This window comes from Spiroplasma endosymbiont of Asaphidion curtum, from assembly GCF_964031085.1.
In the GTDB taxonomy this organism is placed as follows: Bacteria; Bacillota_I; Bacilli_A; order Mycoplasmatales; family Nriv7; genus Nriv7.
On sequence record NZ_OZ035001.1, the window covers coordinates 734,004 to 748,033 of the forward strand.

17 protein-coding genes and 5 tRNA genes are annotated in these 14,030 nt (G+C 24.8%); 20 read left to right on the top strand and 2 right to left on the bottom strand.

The features are described 5' to 3' along the window. Window positions 1-101 precede the first annotated feature (101 nt). Window positions 102-1,052 carry an IS30 family transposase gene (locus tag AAHJ00_RS04295; protein ID WP_342223534.1) on the bottom strand — a complete coding sequence of 317 codons (951 nt, stop codon included), beginning with the start codon at window positions 1,050-1,052 and terminating at the stop codon, window positions 102-104. Window positions 1,053-1,109: 57 nt separating this feature from the next. Here AAHJ00_RS04295 and AAHJ00_RS04300 point away from each other — a divergent pair, with 57 nt between their 5' ends. The 14 genes from AAHJ00_RS04300 (at window position 1,110) to AAHJ00_RS04365 (ending at window position 7,262) form a co-directional block, all read left to right on the top strand. Further along, a complete protein-coding gene (locus tag AAHJ00_RS04300; RefSeq protein WP_342223535.1) occupies window positions 1,110-1,235 on the top strand; it encodes a hypothetical protein in 126 nt (41 codons plus the stop codon). 205 nt (window positions 1,236-1,440) lie between these two features. Continuing rightward, window positions 1,441-1,517 (top strand) — tRNA-Ile (locus tag AAHJ00_RS04305). Between the two features lie 17 nt (window positions 1,518-1,534). Continuing rightward, window positions 1,535-1,627: transfer RNA gene (locus tag AAHJ00_RS04310), tRNA-Ser, on the top strand. Between the two features lie 24 nt (window positions 1,628-1,651). Then, window positions 1,652-1,728, top strand: a tRNA-Met gene (locus tag AAHJ00_RS04315). Window positions 1,729-1,731: 3 nt separating this feature from the next. After that, window positions 1,732-1,807, top strand: a tRNA-Asp gene (locus tag AAHJ00_RS04320). A gap of 5 nt (window positions 1,808-1,812) precedes the next feature. After that, a tRNA-Phe gene (locus AAHJ00_RS04325) sits at window positions 1,813-1,888 on the top strand. Between the two features lie 184 nt (window positions 1,889-2,072). Continuing rightward, window positions 2,073-2,345 carry a PfkB family carbohydrate kinase gene (locus AAHJ00_RS04330; RefSeq protein WP_342223536.1) on the top strand — a complete coding sequence of 91 codons (273 nt, stop codon included), beginning with the start codon at window positions 2,073-2,075 and terminating at the stop codon, window positions 2,343-2,345. Between the two features lie 254 nt (window positions 2,346-2,599). After that, a protein-coding gene (locus AAHJ00_RS04335) for an IS5 family transposase (RefSeq protein WP_342223477.1) occupies window positions 2,600-3,423 on the top strand; the annotation gives its coding sequence in 2 pieces (ribosomal slippage) (window positions 2,600-2,996 and window positions 2,996-3,423; 825 coding nt in all). A gap of 115 nt (window positions 3,424-3,538) precedes the next feature. Next, entirely contained in the window at window positions 3,539-4,180 is a 642-nt protein-coding gene (locus AAHJ00_RS04340; RefSeq protein WP_342223537.1) for an IS1/IS1595 family N-terminal zinc-binding domain-containing protein, read from the top strand. A 78-nt stretch (window positions 4,181-4,258) separates the two neighbouring features. Then, window positions 4,259-5,082, top strand: a protein-coding gene (locus AAHJ00_RS04345) for an IS5 family transposase (protein WP_342223477.1) whose coding sequence is annotated in 2 segments (ribosomal slippage) — window positions 4,259-4,655 and window positions 4,655-5,082 — 825 coding nt in all. Because the reading frame shifts where the segments join, the coding sequence is not laid out codon by codon here. 193 nt (window positions 5,083-5,275) lie between these two features. Then, window positions 5,276-5,545 carry a transposase gene (locus tag AAHJ00_RS04350; RefSeq protein WP_342223538.1) on the top strand — a complete coding sequence of 90 codons (270 nt, stop codon included), beginning with the start codon at window positions 5,276-5,278 and terminating at the stop codon, window positions 5,543-5,545. A gap of 11 nt (window positions 5,546-5,556) precedes the next feature. Beyond that, the gene (locus AAHJ00_RS04355; RefSeq protein ID WP_342224613.1) at window positions 5,557-6,345 is read left to right on the top strand and encodes an IS3 family transposase; all 789 of its coding nucleotides are present in this window, start codon (window positions 5,557-5,559) and stop codon (window positions 6,343-6,345) included. A gap of 129 nt (window positions 6,346-6,474) precedes the next feature. Continuing rightward, the gene (locus AAHJ00_RS04360; protein ID WP_342223539.1) at window positions 6,475-6,780 is read left to right on the top strand and encodes a hypothetical protein; all 306 of its coding nucleotides are present in this window, start codon (window positions 6,475-6,477) and stop codon (window positions 6,778-6,780) included. Between the two features lie 266 nt (window positions 6,781-7,046). Next, a complete protein-coding gene (locus AAHJ00_RS04365) occupies window positions 7,047-7,262 on the top strand; it encodes a hypothetical protein (protein ID WP_342223540.1) in 216 nt (71 codons plus the stop codon). On the opposite strand, the gene AAHJ00_RS04370 is transcribed toward AAHJ00_RS04365, so the two are convergent. Beyond that, window positions 7,246-8,196 (bottom strand): IS30 family transposase, encoded by a 951-nt coding sequence (locus tag AAHJ00_RS04370; RefSeq protein ID WP_342223478.1) that lies wholly within the window; start codon window positions 8,194-8,196, stop codon window positions 7,246-7,248. The genes AAHJ00_RS04365 and AAHJ00_RS04370 overlap by 17 nt on opposite strands. Window positions 8,197-8,253: 57 nt before the next feature. Here AAHJ00_RS04370 and AAHJ00_RS04375 point away from each other — a divergent pair, with 57 nt between their 5' ends. From AAHJ00_RS04375 to AAHJ00_RS04400, 6 genes are all read left to right on the top strand, one after another. Further along, window positions 8,254-8,892 carry a hypothetical protein gene (locus tag AAHJ00_RS04375; RefSeq protein ID WP_342223541.1) on the top strand — a complete coding sequence of 213 codons (639 nt, stop codon included), beginning with the start codon at window positions 8,254-8,256 and terminating at the stop codon, window positions 8,890-8,892. Between the two features lie 123 nt (window positions 8,893-9,015). After that, entirely contained in the window at window positions 9,016-9,966 is a 951-nt protein-coding gene (locus AAHJ00_RS04380; RefSeq protein WP_342223542.1) for an IS30 family transposase, read from the top strand. A 197-nt stretch (window positions 9,967-10,163) separates the two neighbouring features. Then, complete coding sequence (tpiA, locus tag AAHJ00_RS04385; RefSeq protein ID WP_342223543.1) at window positions 10,164-10,901, top strand: triose-phosphate isomerase; 738 nt, start codon at window positions 10,164-10,166, stop codon at window positions 10,899-10,901. 28 nt (window positions 10,902-10,929) lie between these two features. Further along, window positions 10,930-11,748 carry a Cof-type HAD-IIB family hydrolase gene (locus AAHJ00_RS04390; protein ID WP_342223544.1) on the top strand — a complete coding sequence of 273 codons (819 nt, stop codon included), beginning with the start codon at window positions 10,930-10,932 and terminating at the stop codon, window positions 11,746-11,748. 29 nt (window positions 11,749-11,777) lie between these two features. Continuing rightward, the gene (gene gpmI / locus AAHJ00_RS04395) at window positions 11,778-13,313 is read left to right on the top strand and encodes a 2,3-bisphosphoglycerate-independent phosphoglycerate mutase (protein WP_342223545.1); all 1,536 of its coding nucleotides are present in this window, start codon (window positions 11,778-11,780) and stop codon (window positions 13,311-13,313) included. A gap of 305 nt (window positions 13,314-13,618) precedes the next feature. After that, window positions 13,619-13,972: a cation:dicarboxylate symporter family transporter gene (locus AAHJ00_RS04400; protein ID WP_342223546.1), complete on the top strand. Its 354-nt coding sequence runs from the start codon at window positions 13,619-13,621 to the stop codon at window positions 13,970-13,972. Window positions 13,973-14,030 lie beyond the last annotated feature (58 nt).

Genomic DNA, 14,030 nt, shown 5'->3' on the forward strand with positions numbered 1-14,030 from the left:
TTTGGTGTATTTTGAATTATTAATGTTATTTTAGTAATTGTGGCAGTGATGGCGATAGTAACTAATAGTTTAGTTTAGCCAAATTGTAAAGTTAAGTGCAACTAAATTATTTTTCTAACCAAATATTCGATTGGTGAAAGATAATTTAGTATTTTTCTTGGTCTTTGGTTTAAAGACAATATAAATTTATGAACTGCATTTTTAGTAGTATTTGAAAAATTAAATTTTTTAGGAAATTTTTTTCTAATTAAACCATTAGTATTTTCATTAGTACCTCTTTGTCAAGGCGAATACGCATTAGCAAAATAAATTTTCACATTTAAATTTTTTTCAAGTTGTTGTCAATTAGAAAATTCTTTACCCCTATCAAATGTTATAGTCTTAACAAGATTATTTGGAAGAATTGATAAATAATGGCTAATGTTTTCGTTAACAACTTTAGTAGTTCTATTTTCAACTAACATTGCTAAAGTAAATCTTGATGTTCTTTCAACTAAAATTATTAAACATGATTTACTTTTACCTCGTGATGATACTACAGTATCACCTTCTCAATGACCAACAGTTATACGATTATTAACATTAATATTTCGTTCTTTAATTGATTTACCATTAAATTTACCGCGATTTTCTTGAGATTTTCGTTTCTTACCTTTTCTTCTTAAATTTTTATTAGTAACTTTTTCAAGTAATCCAGAATAAATTCAATTGTAAATTGTTTTAAAACTAATAATTCATTCTTTATGAAAATTTTTAATTCTGCCATAAATTTGTTCAGACGATCAACCTAATAGTAATTTTTGTTGTACATATTTTACTAATTCTCTATTTTTAAACTTATGAAAATAAACATGTGATTGTTTTCTGTTTTCTGCTTTATTTTGTGCAATTAATGAAAAATAATGATTACTATCTTTATTTCTATTGACTTCTCGAATAATAGTACTAATACTTCGATTAAGATTTTTAGCTATTTCACTAATTTTTACTTTAAACTTCAATTGATTCTCAATATAAATTCTTTCATATATGCCAAGATGTTTGTAACCCATATAAAAACTCCTTGCTTTGTTTTTTCTAAAATAAACTTAGCATCATGAAATTTTTATATGAGATTTTTTGCAATTTTATTTACTTGCACTTACAAGTATAATTCAGCATTAGTTAAAAAGAGTCAAAATTATATTTTGGCAGGTATTTTTGGAATTTTTTCTGGTTTTATTGATGGTATTTAGTTCTTTGTGGTAAATTTGAATCTTTAGCAAGTTTTGAATCTAATATGAATTCTTAGAATATTAAATAGAAATAGTAAACTTTATTATTTATCTTGGTTTATTGCTTGCAAACTTGCGTTATTTTTATTATAATTTATTTTGTTTAAGATTAGTGACAACTTTGTAGATTTAAACAACCAATTAAATATAAGTTAGTTTTACTATTGGACCCTTAGCTCAGTTGGTTAGAGCATCCGGCTCATAACCGGATGGCCGTAGGTTCGAGCCCTACAGGGTCCACCATTATGGTATTATTTTATGGAGGTGTACCCAAGCCTGGTTGAAGGGGGCGGTCTTGAAAACCGCAAGGAGTATAAAAACTCGCAGGGGTTCAAATCCCTTCACCTCCGCCATTAGTAATTATTAACGAAACATATCGCGGGATAGAGCAGTCTGGTAGCTCGTCAGGCTCATAACCTGAAGGTCGGAGGTTCAAATCCTTCTCCCGCAACCAATTGGTCCCGTGGTGTAGTGGTTAACATGCCTCTCTGTCACAGAGGAGAACGAGGGTTCAATTCCCTTCGGGACCGCCAGTTAGGGTTCGGTAGCTCAGTCGGTAGAGCACTTGATTGAAGCTCAAGGTGTCGGCGGTTCGATTCCGCCTCGAACCACCATTACACTGTGAATTAAGATTTAAAAAGGCATTAACTGGTTTTTTTAAAATAAATCTAATTTAAGTAGTTTTTGTAATTAATTACAAAAACTACTTTTTAATTATGATATTTCATTTTTACTAATAAAAAAGACTTTTTAACATCTTTAAGATAAAATAATAATTAGAGAAAGGAGAATAAGCTAATGATTTATACAATTACTTTTAATCCAGCAATTGACTATATGATAAAAGTAGACAACTTTACTGTTGGTAATACTAATCGTTGTTATGAAGAATATTTGCAGCCCGGAGGTAAAGGTATTAACTGTGCTATTATTCTTACCCGATTGGGGATAAAAACTATTACAAGCGGATTTTTAGCTGCCAATAATAATGAGTTAATTTTACAAAAGTTAAAAGAAGAAAATATTCTTACTAATTTTATATTAGACTTCTTGCATTACTTATTAAAATAATTACAAATTATTTGTAAATAAAAAATACTATATAGTAATTTCTAACTTTTATTAGGTTAATACTTATGGATTTTATTAAATGTGTAAATTTTGACACAACAAAAAATTATTTTATTATTTAAATTTAATTTTAAATAAATATTTTATGTTATCTATAATTGCAAATTATAAATTAGACTTCTTGCATTACTTATTTATTAAACAAAATTCCTATAAAATATATTTAAAATAGAAATTATAAGGAATTTAAGATTATGAAATTTGATAAATTTAATTTTATTAATGATAAAGAATTATTACGATTAACTGGAATAAAGCAAAGTACTTTTAATAAAATGTTAAATATTTTAAAAGAAGCTGAGTTAAAAAAGTTTAAAAGAGGTGGTAAAAATAATAAATTATCATTAGAAAATAGATTATTGATGACTTTATCATATTGACGAGAATATCGTACTTATTTTCATCTTGGTAAAAGTTTTGATATTAGTGAAGCTAGTTGTTATCGAAATATCAAGTGAATTGAAGATATTTTAATCAAACATCCTGATTTTCAACAACTTGCTGGTAAAAAAGCATTAATAAATGATTATTTTAATGATAAAACAATTATTATTGATGCTACAGAAACACCCATTCAACGCCCAAAAAAAGACAAAAACAATCTTATTCAGGAAAAAAGAAAAAACACACTATTAAAACACAAGTAATTATTGAAAAAGAAAGCAAAATAATTATTGCAACAAATTTTTCTCTCGGTAAAAAGCATGATTTTTGTTTATTTAAAGAATCAAAAATCCCAATTTTAAAAAATACTAAATTAATAGTTGATAATGGTTATCAAGGAATACAAAAAATTCATAGTAATGTTCTAATACCTAAGAAAAAAACAAAGAAAAACCCTTTAAATAAAGAACAAAAACATAATAATAAATTAATTTCAAAAATGAGAATTATTATTGAAAATATTTTTGCTATTCTTAAAAAATTTAAAATTATTACTGAAAAATATCGTAATCGTAGAAAACGATTTAGTTTAAGATTTAATTTAATTGCTTCAATTTATAATTTGCAATTATAGATAACATAAAATATTTATTTAAAATTAAATTTAAATTTTGTCGAAAACTCTTGATATTTATTGAATATACTTAATTTTAGGTATATTTTTAATATGATAGAGGTGGATAATAATTATGGAAAAAATAATTCAAGAACTAGTAAATAATTTAACAGATGATCAATTTTTAGAATTTTATGAAAAAGTCAAACAACAAGCAGAATTAATAAAAAAACAAAAACGTTTAAATGAAATTGATCAAAAATTTAGAGCTCAAGGTATTAAATGCCCTAAATGTGAATCTTACCATTGCGTTAAAAATGGACATAATTCAGAAGGAAAACAAAAATATTTATGTAAAAATTGCTGTGCAAGTTTTGACGCTTTTCGTAATCATTTTATTTATTGAAGTCATTTAAATTATGAACAATGAAATTTATTGATTCAAATTTCATTGCTGGGGCAATCTAGTAAAACAATTTCTCGTTTTATTAAAACTACATTAAAAACCGCTTGATATAATCGTCAAAAATTAATGAAATCAAAACAATTAGAAAATACCCAATTAAAATTTAAAAAATTATCTGGTAAAATCCAAATCGATGAAACTTTTATTAAAGAAATCCATAAAGGAAATTTCAAACATAAAACTGATCCACGAAGAATTCACCTTGACCCATTCACAACTAATACTAAATGCTGTATTCAAATGGCAATTGATAATAATAACAATATTTATGTTAAATCCACAAACACCAAACGTTTACAAAAACAATAGACTTCTTGCATTACTTATTTATTAAACAAAATTCCTATAAAATATATTTAAAATAGAAATTATAAGGAATTTAAGATTATGAAATTTGATAAATTTAATTTTATTAATGATAAAGAATTATTACGATTAACTGGAATAAAGCAAAGTACTTTTAATAAAATGTTAAATATTTTAAAAGAAGCTGAGTTAAAAAAGTTTAAAAGAGGTGGTAAAAATAATAAATTATCATTAGAAAATAGATTATTGATGACTTTATCATATTGACGAGAATATCGTACTTATTTTCATCTTGGTAAAAGTTTTGATATTAGTGAAGCTAGTTGTTATCGAAATATCAAGTGAATTGAAGATATTTTAATCAAACATCCTGATTTTCAACAACTTGCTGGTAAAAAAGCATTAATAAATGATTATTTTAATGATAAAACAATTATTATTGATGCTACAGAAACACCCATTCAACGCCCAAAAAAAGACAAAAACAATCTTATTCAGGAAAAAAGAAAAAACACACTATTAAAACACAAGTAATTATTGAAAAAGAAAGCAAAATAATTATTGCAACAAATTTTTCTCTCGGTAAAAAGCATGATTTTTGTTTATTTAAAGAATCAAAAATCCCAATTTTAAAAAATACTAAATTAATAGTTGATAATGGTTATCAAGGAATACAAAAAATTCATAGTAATGTTCTAATACCTAAGAAAAAAACAAAGAAAAACCCTTTAAATAAAGAACAAAAACATAATAATAAATTAATTTCAAAAATGAGAATTATTATTGAAAATATTTTTGCTATTCTTAAAAAATTTAAAATTATTACTGAAAAATATCGTAATCGTAGAAAACGATTTAGTTTAAGATTTAATTTAATTGCTTCAATTTATAATTTGCAATTATAGATAACATAAAATATTTATTTAAAATTAAATTTAAATAATAAAATAATTTTTTGTTGTGTCAAAATTTACACATTTAATAAAATCCATAAGTATTAACCTAATAAAAGTTAGAAATTACTATTGGAATGCCCCCTATAAAGTAGACACAAAAATAAAAACATTTGTGTAAACTATAAATGAGGTGCATTTTATTATGAAAAAAATTCATAGAAGTAAAGAATTAATTATTAAAATTGTTAATGAACATCTAAAAGAAGGATGTAGTTATAATTATTTAGCTGAAAAATATAATATTTCTCGCAATACTATTAGTAATTGACTTTATAAACATAAAAATAAAAATTGAAATTTTGAAAGAAAAATTCATAAGGCAAATTATAGTGAGCTTGAATATTTAAGATTAGAAAATGAAATTCTAAAAAAGTTCCTTTCCTTCTCAAGACAACAACAAAATATAAAATAAATTTTATTAATTTATATAAAAATAAACACTCAATAAAAGTATTATGTAAAATTCTTAATGTTAATCGTGCTAATTATTATAAACAAAGATTTAATAATAAAAATGATTTTAAAGAAATAAATATTATTAAAAAAATTTTTGAAAAGCATAAGAAATGTTACGGGTATAGGAGACTAAAAATTGCTATTGAGAAGGAAGCTGGATGAATTATTAATCATAAAAAATTATTAAAATTAATGAAAAATTATAATATTAGAGCTAATTGAGTAAAACATATTCACAGAAAAAATACTTATCGTAGTTATGAAAATTTGTTAGATGCTAAATATAATTTATTACAAAGAAATTTTAGAGCTGAAAAAATTAATCAAAAATGAGTTACTGATATTACTTATATTAAAATTTATAAACAAAAAGATTTTCTTTATTTAAGTACTATTATTGATTTATATGATAAAAGAATTATTGCATATGAAATGAGTTTTAAAAACAATACAGAGCTAGTAATGAATACTCTTTTAAAAGCTGTAAAAAATAAAAAATTAAATGGTTTAATATTACATTCTGATCAAGGAATTCAATATAGAACCACTAAATATAATAAATTTTGTGAAAATCTTGGAATACGCATATCAATGTCAAGAAAAGGTACTCCTTTAGACAATGCAGTTATAGAAAGTTTTCATTCAATTTTAAAGAAAGAAACTATTTACAATAATATTATCAAAACAAAACACGATATGATTAATTTAATTCATAAATGAATGAATTTTAAACAAACATATCGTGTAGAATATTAATATCAAATGTTTTTTATTTCATGTCTACTTTTTGGGTATCGTTCCATTACTATATAGTATTTTTTATTTACAAATAATTTGTAATTATTTTAATAAGTAATGCAAGAAGTCTAATGAGTTATTGAAAATATGAACAAAGAATTAATTAACAAAAATTCAATTATTACTTCTGATATGCAAAAATTATATTTTTTAGTAGCAAAACAAACAAATTCTACTTTATGTGTAACTAAAACAACAATTAATCCTGAAGCTAGTTATCGTAACTTAAATAAAATCAGTAAATTACAATCTAGTCTTAAAGAAGCCTTAATTCATTATCATGGTTTAGGTTTTACTAATATTCAAAATTATTTAAATCTCTGAAAATGAAAATACCAACATAAGGGTTTAACTCCAAACCAACAAACAGCGGTATTATATTTTAATGTATAAAAAAGTTAAAGTAAAAATAGTAATTTTACATAAAAGCATTTTAAAATTATCAAGTTGATGATTCTTTTTATTTTATCAAGAGTTTTCGACAAAATTAAAAAATTTAAATAATAAAATAATTTTTTGTTGTGTCAAAATTTACACATTTAATAAAATCCATAAGTATTAACCTAATAAAAGTTAGAAATTACTATATAGTATTTTTTATTTACAAATAATTTGTAATTATTTTAATAAGTAATGCAAGAAGTCTATTAATTAAAGGAATGGTTCGCATTAATGTCAAAATTAAAAGTCAGCAAGAAACAGAAGTTAATGCTATAGGACCATTAGTTATTGCCAGTGATTGAGAAGCATTTATCAAACAAACTAGTAATTATCATTCTGATGATTTTGTTATTATTTCTGATAATTTAGCAAATGGAATGGACCAATCGCAACGCCAAATTGTAAAGTTAAGTGCAACTAAATTATTTTTCTAACCAAATATTCGATTGGTGAAAGATAATTTAGTATTTTTCTTGGTCTTTGGTTTAAAGACAATATAAATTTATGAACTGCATTTTTAGTAGTATTTGAAAAATTAAATTTTTTAGGAAATTTTTCTCTAATTAAACCATTAGTATTTTCATTAGTACCTCTTTGTCAAGGCGAATACGCATTAGCAAAATAAATTTTCACATTTAAATTTTTTTCAAGTTGTTGTCAATTAGAAAATTCTTTACCCCTATCAAATGTTATAGTCTTAACAAGATTATTTGGAAGAATTGATAAATAATGGCTAATGTTTTCGTTAACAACTTTAGTAGTTCTATTTTCAACTAACATTGCTAAAGTAAATCTTGATGTTCTTTCAACTAAAGTTATTAAACATGATTTACTTTTACCTCGTGATGATACTACAGTATCACCTTCTCAATGACCAACAGTTATACGATTATTAACATTAATATTTCGTTCTTTAATTGATTTACCATTAAATTTACCGCGATTTTCTTGAGATTTTCGTTTCTTACCTTTTCTTCTTAAATTTTTATTAGTAACTTTTTCAAGTAATCCAGAATAAATTCAATTGTAAATTGTTTTAAAACTAATAATTCATTCTTTATGAAAATTTTTAATTCTGCCATAAATTTGTTCAGGCGATCAACCTAATAGTAATTTTTGTTGTACATATTTTACTAATTCTCTATTTTTAAACTTATGAAAATAAACATGTGATTGTTTTCTGTTTTCTGCTTTATTTTGTGCAATTAATGAAAAATAATGATTACTATCTTTATTTCTATTGACTTCTCGAATAATAGTACTAATACTTCGATTAAGATTTTTAGCTATTTCACTAATTTTTACTTTAAACTTCAATTGATTCTCAATATAAATTCTTTCATATATGCCAAGATGTTTGTAACCCATATAAAAACTCCTTGCTTTGTTTTTTCTAAAATAAACTTAGCATCATGAAATTTTTATATGAGATTTTTTGCAATTTTATTTACTTACACTTACAAGTATAATTCAGCATTAATAAAAAATGAATTAGAATCAGGTAAAAGATATCGAGATATTATTGACATGTATCCTGAAGCAAAATTATCACCCATGACAATTTCTAGAATATTTAAATCAGTTAAAAACGATGATAAAAGAAATGAAGTAAAAAAAATACGATTGGAAGATAAACAAATTGTTTATATTTATACTGATGATTCTTTCGCCAATACAGATAGATTTAAAAAGAAAAGGTGAAAAAAATTTAAAAGAAATAAAGATACTCAAATTAGAACTATTTCTTTTTGTACTGGTTATGATGAAAAAACACTAGACTTGGTACATAACTATAACATTTTGCGCCTACCAAACTATAAAATTCACTTTCATCTTTATATTTATCTAACATTTGTACTTCATCTAGAAAATAATATTATCAAAATAGTAGATAAAATTGAGGGTTATGTACCAAGTCTAATAAATAAATGAGCTCGTATTTATTTATTAATTAACAGCAAGCTTGTAAAAACCAAAATCTTGTCATATGTATATGGTTTCTACCGCATATCAAAAGTATGTGATATACCACAGATGTTTTGCACAATCAAGAAAAAATATTAAAAAGGATAAAGTTTTTGCTGAATTATACTTGTAAGTGCAAGTAAATAAAATTGCAAAAAATCTCATATAAAAATTTCATGATGCTAAGTTTATTTTAGAAAAAACAAAGCAAGGAGTTTTTATATGGGTTACAAACATCTTGGCATATATGAAAGAATTTATATTGAGAATCAATTGAAGTTTAAAGTAAAAATTAGTGAAATAGCTAAAAATCTTAATCGAAGTATTAGTACTATTATTCGAGAAGTCAATAGAAATAAAGATAGTAATCATTATTTTTCATTAATTGCACAAAATAAAGCAGAAAACAGAAAACAATCACATGTTTATTTTCATAAGTTTAAAAATAGAGAATTAGTAAAATATGTACAACAAAAATTACTATTAGGTTGATCGCCTGAACAAATTTATGGCAGAATTAAAAATTTTCATAAAGAATGAATTATTAGTTTTAAAACAATTTACAATTGAATTTATTCTGGATTACTTGAAAAAGTTACTAATAAAAATTTAAGAAGAAAAGGTAAGAAACGAAAATCTCAAGAAAATCGCGGTAAATTTAATGGTAAATCAATTAAAGAACGAAATATTAATGTTAATAATCGTATAACTGTTGGTCATTGAGAAGGTGATACTGTAGTATCATCACGAGGTAAAAGTAAATCATGTTTAATAACTTTAGTTGAAAGAACATCAAGATTTACTTTAGCAATGTTAGTTGAAAATAGAACTACTAAAGTTGTTAACGAAAACATTAGCCATTATTTATCAATTCTTCCAAATAATCTTGTTAAGACTATAACATTTGATAGGGGTAAAGAATTTTCTAATTGACAACAACTTGAAAAAAATTTAAATGTGAAAATTTATTTTGCTAATGCGTATTCGCCTTGACAAAGAGGTACTAATGAAAATACTAATCGTTTAATTAGAGAAAAATTTCCTAAAAAATTTAATTTTTCAAATACTACTAAAAATGCAGTTCATAAATTTATATTGTCTTTAAACCAAAGACCAAAAAAAATACTAAATTATCTTTCACCAATCGAATATTTGGTTAGAAAAATAATTTAGTTGCACTTAACTTTACAATTTGGCTAATAAAAACAAAGTTAAAAAAGAGAAAAAAATTAAAATAAATAAAAAATAAAAAACTTTATCAATAAAAGATAAAGTTTTTTATTGGAAATTGCTATTTTCTAGTGACAACATATCCAAAAATAGATATGTTATAATCAGAGAGGAAAACAATTAAGAAAGGAATTATTTAAATGCGTAAACCAATTATTATCGGTAATTGAAAAATGTATAAAAATATTAATGAAACAAAAGATTTTATTTTGCAAGTTGAACAGAAAATGATAAATCAGAATATTGATGCTGGAATTGCTGTTAGTTTTCCTTTGCTGGAAACATCTATTCGTGAGGCTAGTAAATTAATTATTAGTGCTCAAAATTGTCATTTTGAAAATGCTGGTGCATTTACAGGAGAAGTTTCACCATTATTGTTAAAAACTATGAATGTTTCCTATGTTGTATTAGGCCATTCTGAAAGAAGAAGTCTTTTTAATGAAAGTGATAGGATTATCAATAAAAAAGTTTTAAAGGTTTTAGAAAATAATTTAAAAATTATTCTTTGTTGTGGCGAAACGGAAGAAGAATATATTAATAATCAAACAGAAGTAGTTGTTGCTCAGCAATTAAAGATAGCATTAGAAAATGTTAGTGAGAAACAGTTAGAACAAATTGTTATTGCTTATGAACCGGTTTGAGCTATTGGAACTGGGAAAACAGCAACACTAGAAGTAGCACAACGAGTTTGTCAGTTTATTCGTAAAAATATAATGGAAATGTATAATGTCGCAGTAAGTACTAAGGTTAGAATTCAATATGGTGGTTCTGTTAAACCAGATAATATTAAAGCACTTTTAGAACAACCAGATATTGATGGAGCATTAGTTGGTGGTGCATCATTGCAAGTGGATTCATTTTTGCAATTAATTTCTTAATTAATTTCTAAGGAGGAGTGTAAGTAGTATGAATATTAAAGTAATTGCAATTGATATTGATGGCACTTTATTAACTGATAAAGGGAAAATATTAGATGATACTAGGGTTGCTATTATTCAAGCACAAGAGAAAGGGATTAAAGTTATTTTAGCAACAGGAAGGGCACCTAGTGCAGCAATTTTGTATGCTCAACAATTAAAGTTAGATGAGTATGCACAACATATTATTTGTTTTAATGGTTGTGTTATTTATGATTTAAAAACTAAAAAGAATATTTGAAATGCTCATTTAAATGAAGAAGATACAAAATATATTTATGAAATTATTAAAAAATATGATTTGAATTTTTGAGGTTATGGTTTAAAAAATTCTTCCTATACAAGAAAAAAATCTATTGCCATTATGCGAGAAGCAAAAATAAATCCTAAATATAAGTTAAAGATTTTAAGCGATCGGCAATCATTGCCAGCTTGCTATACATTAACTATTAGTTTAGATGAATTAGAGGATAAGATTTATGAAAATTTTAAAATTGAAATTGAAGCTAATAAACGAATTAGAATAACATCATCGTCGTTAGAAAAATATCAATATTTAGAAATTATGCCAGCAAATTTTGATAAATCTAAAGCTTTAAAGTTTCTTGTGAATAAATGACATCTTAAACTAAAAAATTGTATGGGAATTGGTGATTCTTTAAATGATTATGAAATGTTACAAAAAGTTGGTTTAGGAATAATGATGAAAAATGGTCATTCAGATTTAATAAAAGTATCAACAGATATGTGTGATAGTAATAATGAAAATGGTGTTGGTAAAGCGATACTTAAATATATTTTAAAATAATATTGATGAGAATAAAAGAAGGAAAGAGAATGATGAGAACTAAAAATCCAATATTATTAGCAATTTTAGATGGCTTTGGCATTGCTCCTGAATGAGATTCTAATGCTGTTATGAAAGCTAATATGGAACATTTTAAATATTTACAAAGTACTTATCCGTCGTTAGCAATTCACGCTTCAGGAAAGTGAGTTGGTTTACCGGACGGACAAATGGGAAACTCGGAAGTGGGACATTTACATATTGGTGCTGGGAGAATTTTATATCAATCATTATCGTTAATTAATAATGCTATTAGTGATAAATCTTTTTATGAAAATCCAGCACTGTTAGCTGCTATTTATCAAGCTAAAAGTAATAATTCTCGATTGCATATTATTGGTTTGTTATCTGATGGTGGTGTGCATTCGCATATTAATCATTTATTAGCAATTTTGACAATGGCAAAAGAACAGCAGTTTAAAGATGTTTATGTGCATGCGATTTTAGATGGTCGTGATACTAAACAGGATGTTACTAAAGAGTACTTAACAAAGTTAATATCTGTGATGAATGAATTACAAGTTGGATATTTATCTAGTATTTCAGGAAGATATTATGCAATGGATCGTGACCAACGATGAGAGCGAATAAAGTTAGCATATGATGTCATTATGCAACAGAATGGAGTTAGTTTTACTAATCCTTTAACATATATTGATGATGAATATGCTTGTTCTCGTAATGATGAATTTATTATTCCGGCATATAATGAACAAGTTGCTGATGGTTATATTAAAGATAATGATAGTGTAATTTTTACTAATTTCCGTCCTGACCGTGCTATTCAATTAGCAGCGGCAATAACTAATCGTGAATATGTGTGAAATTCAGAAGTAGTTCGTAATAATTTATTTTTTGTAACAATGACAGAATATAGTGCTGATGTTAAAGTTAATCAAATTGCTTTTCGAAGTCAAAATGTAAATAATGGTCTTGGTGAATGAATTAGTAAGCAAGGATTAGAACAATTACGAATTGCTGAAACTGAAAAATATGCTCATGTTACTTATTTCTTTGATGGTGGCAGAGATATTATGTTTTCTGGTGAAGAGCGCATATTAGTTCCTTCACCACGAGTTGCTACTTATGATTTAAAACCAGAAATGGCTGCCAACGAGGTTACTAAGGAATTAATTAGTAAAATTAAAATGCAAAAATATGATTTGATTGTTCTTAATTTTGCTAATCCTGATATGGTAGGACATACTGGTAATTTATTAGCTACTATTGAAGCATTACAAGTAGTTGATAAATGTTTAAAAGAAATATATGAACCATTAAAGTCTTTAGGGGGAATTATGGTATTAACAGCTGACCATGGTAATGCTGAAATTATGATTGATGAGACTGGTGATATTAATAAGAAACATACTTCACAGTTAGTGCCGTTAGTTATTACTAAATCTGATTTAGAATTGGAAACAAATACCGATATTAGTTTAGCAAATATTGCTCCAACAATTTGTGATTTATTAGGAATTAGTATTCCTGATGAAATGACAAGTAAATCAATTATTAAAAAATAACTTTACTTTGAAGGGAGGTAAATTATATGCCAGAAGATAAAAAACTTTAAATTTTAAATCTATGTTTTTACATTAGACTTGGTACATAACCCTCAATTTTATCTACTATTTTGATAATATTATCTTCTAGGTGAGGTAGAAATATTAGATAAATACAAAGATAAAAATGAATTTTATAGTCTGGTAGGCATAAAATGTTATAGTTATGTACCAAGTCTAGTATTTCAACTTGGCAATCGTTAGTTATTATTTTAATTTTTGTTGTTTTAGTTGTAAGTTTAGGAATTTTAGTTAATTTAACTAAAATGCGATTTAGTTTTCGAATTTTTACTGCTGTTGGTGTTGGTGTTGCATTTGCAATTGCTATTCAAGCGATATTAGGTTTTCCTGCTGCTGATAGTGCTACTAGTATTTGAAAGGAATTCTTAAAAGAAAAAAAAACAGAAAATCCTAATTATAATCTTTGATTGCATCAAGTTATTACTTGGATAACACTATTAAAAACTATTTTTATTAATGGAATGTTGATGTTATCTGTTCCTGTTGTATTTCTAGCAATTGCTCGGGTAGTTGCTAAACCACATACTAGCGGTTTAACAACAATGACAATTAAAGGCATTATTATTTTATTAGACTTCTTGCATTACTTATTAAAATAATTACAAATTATTTGTAAATAAAAAATACTATATAGTAATTTCTAACTTTTATTAGGTT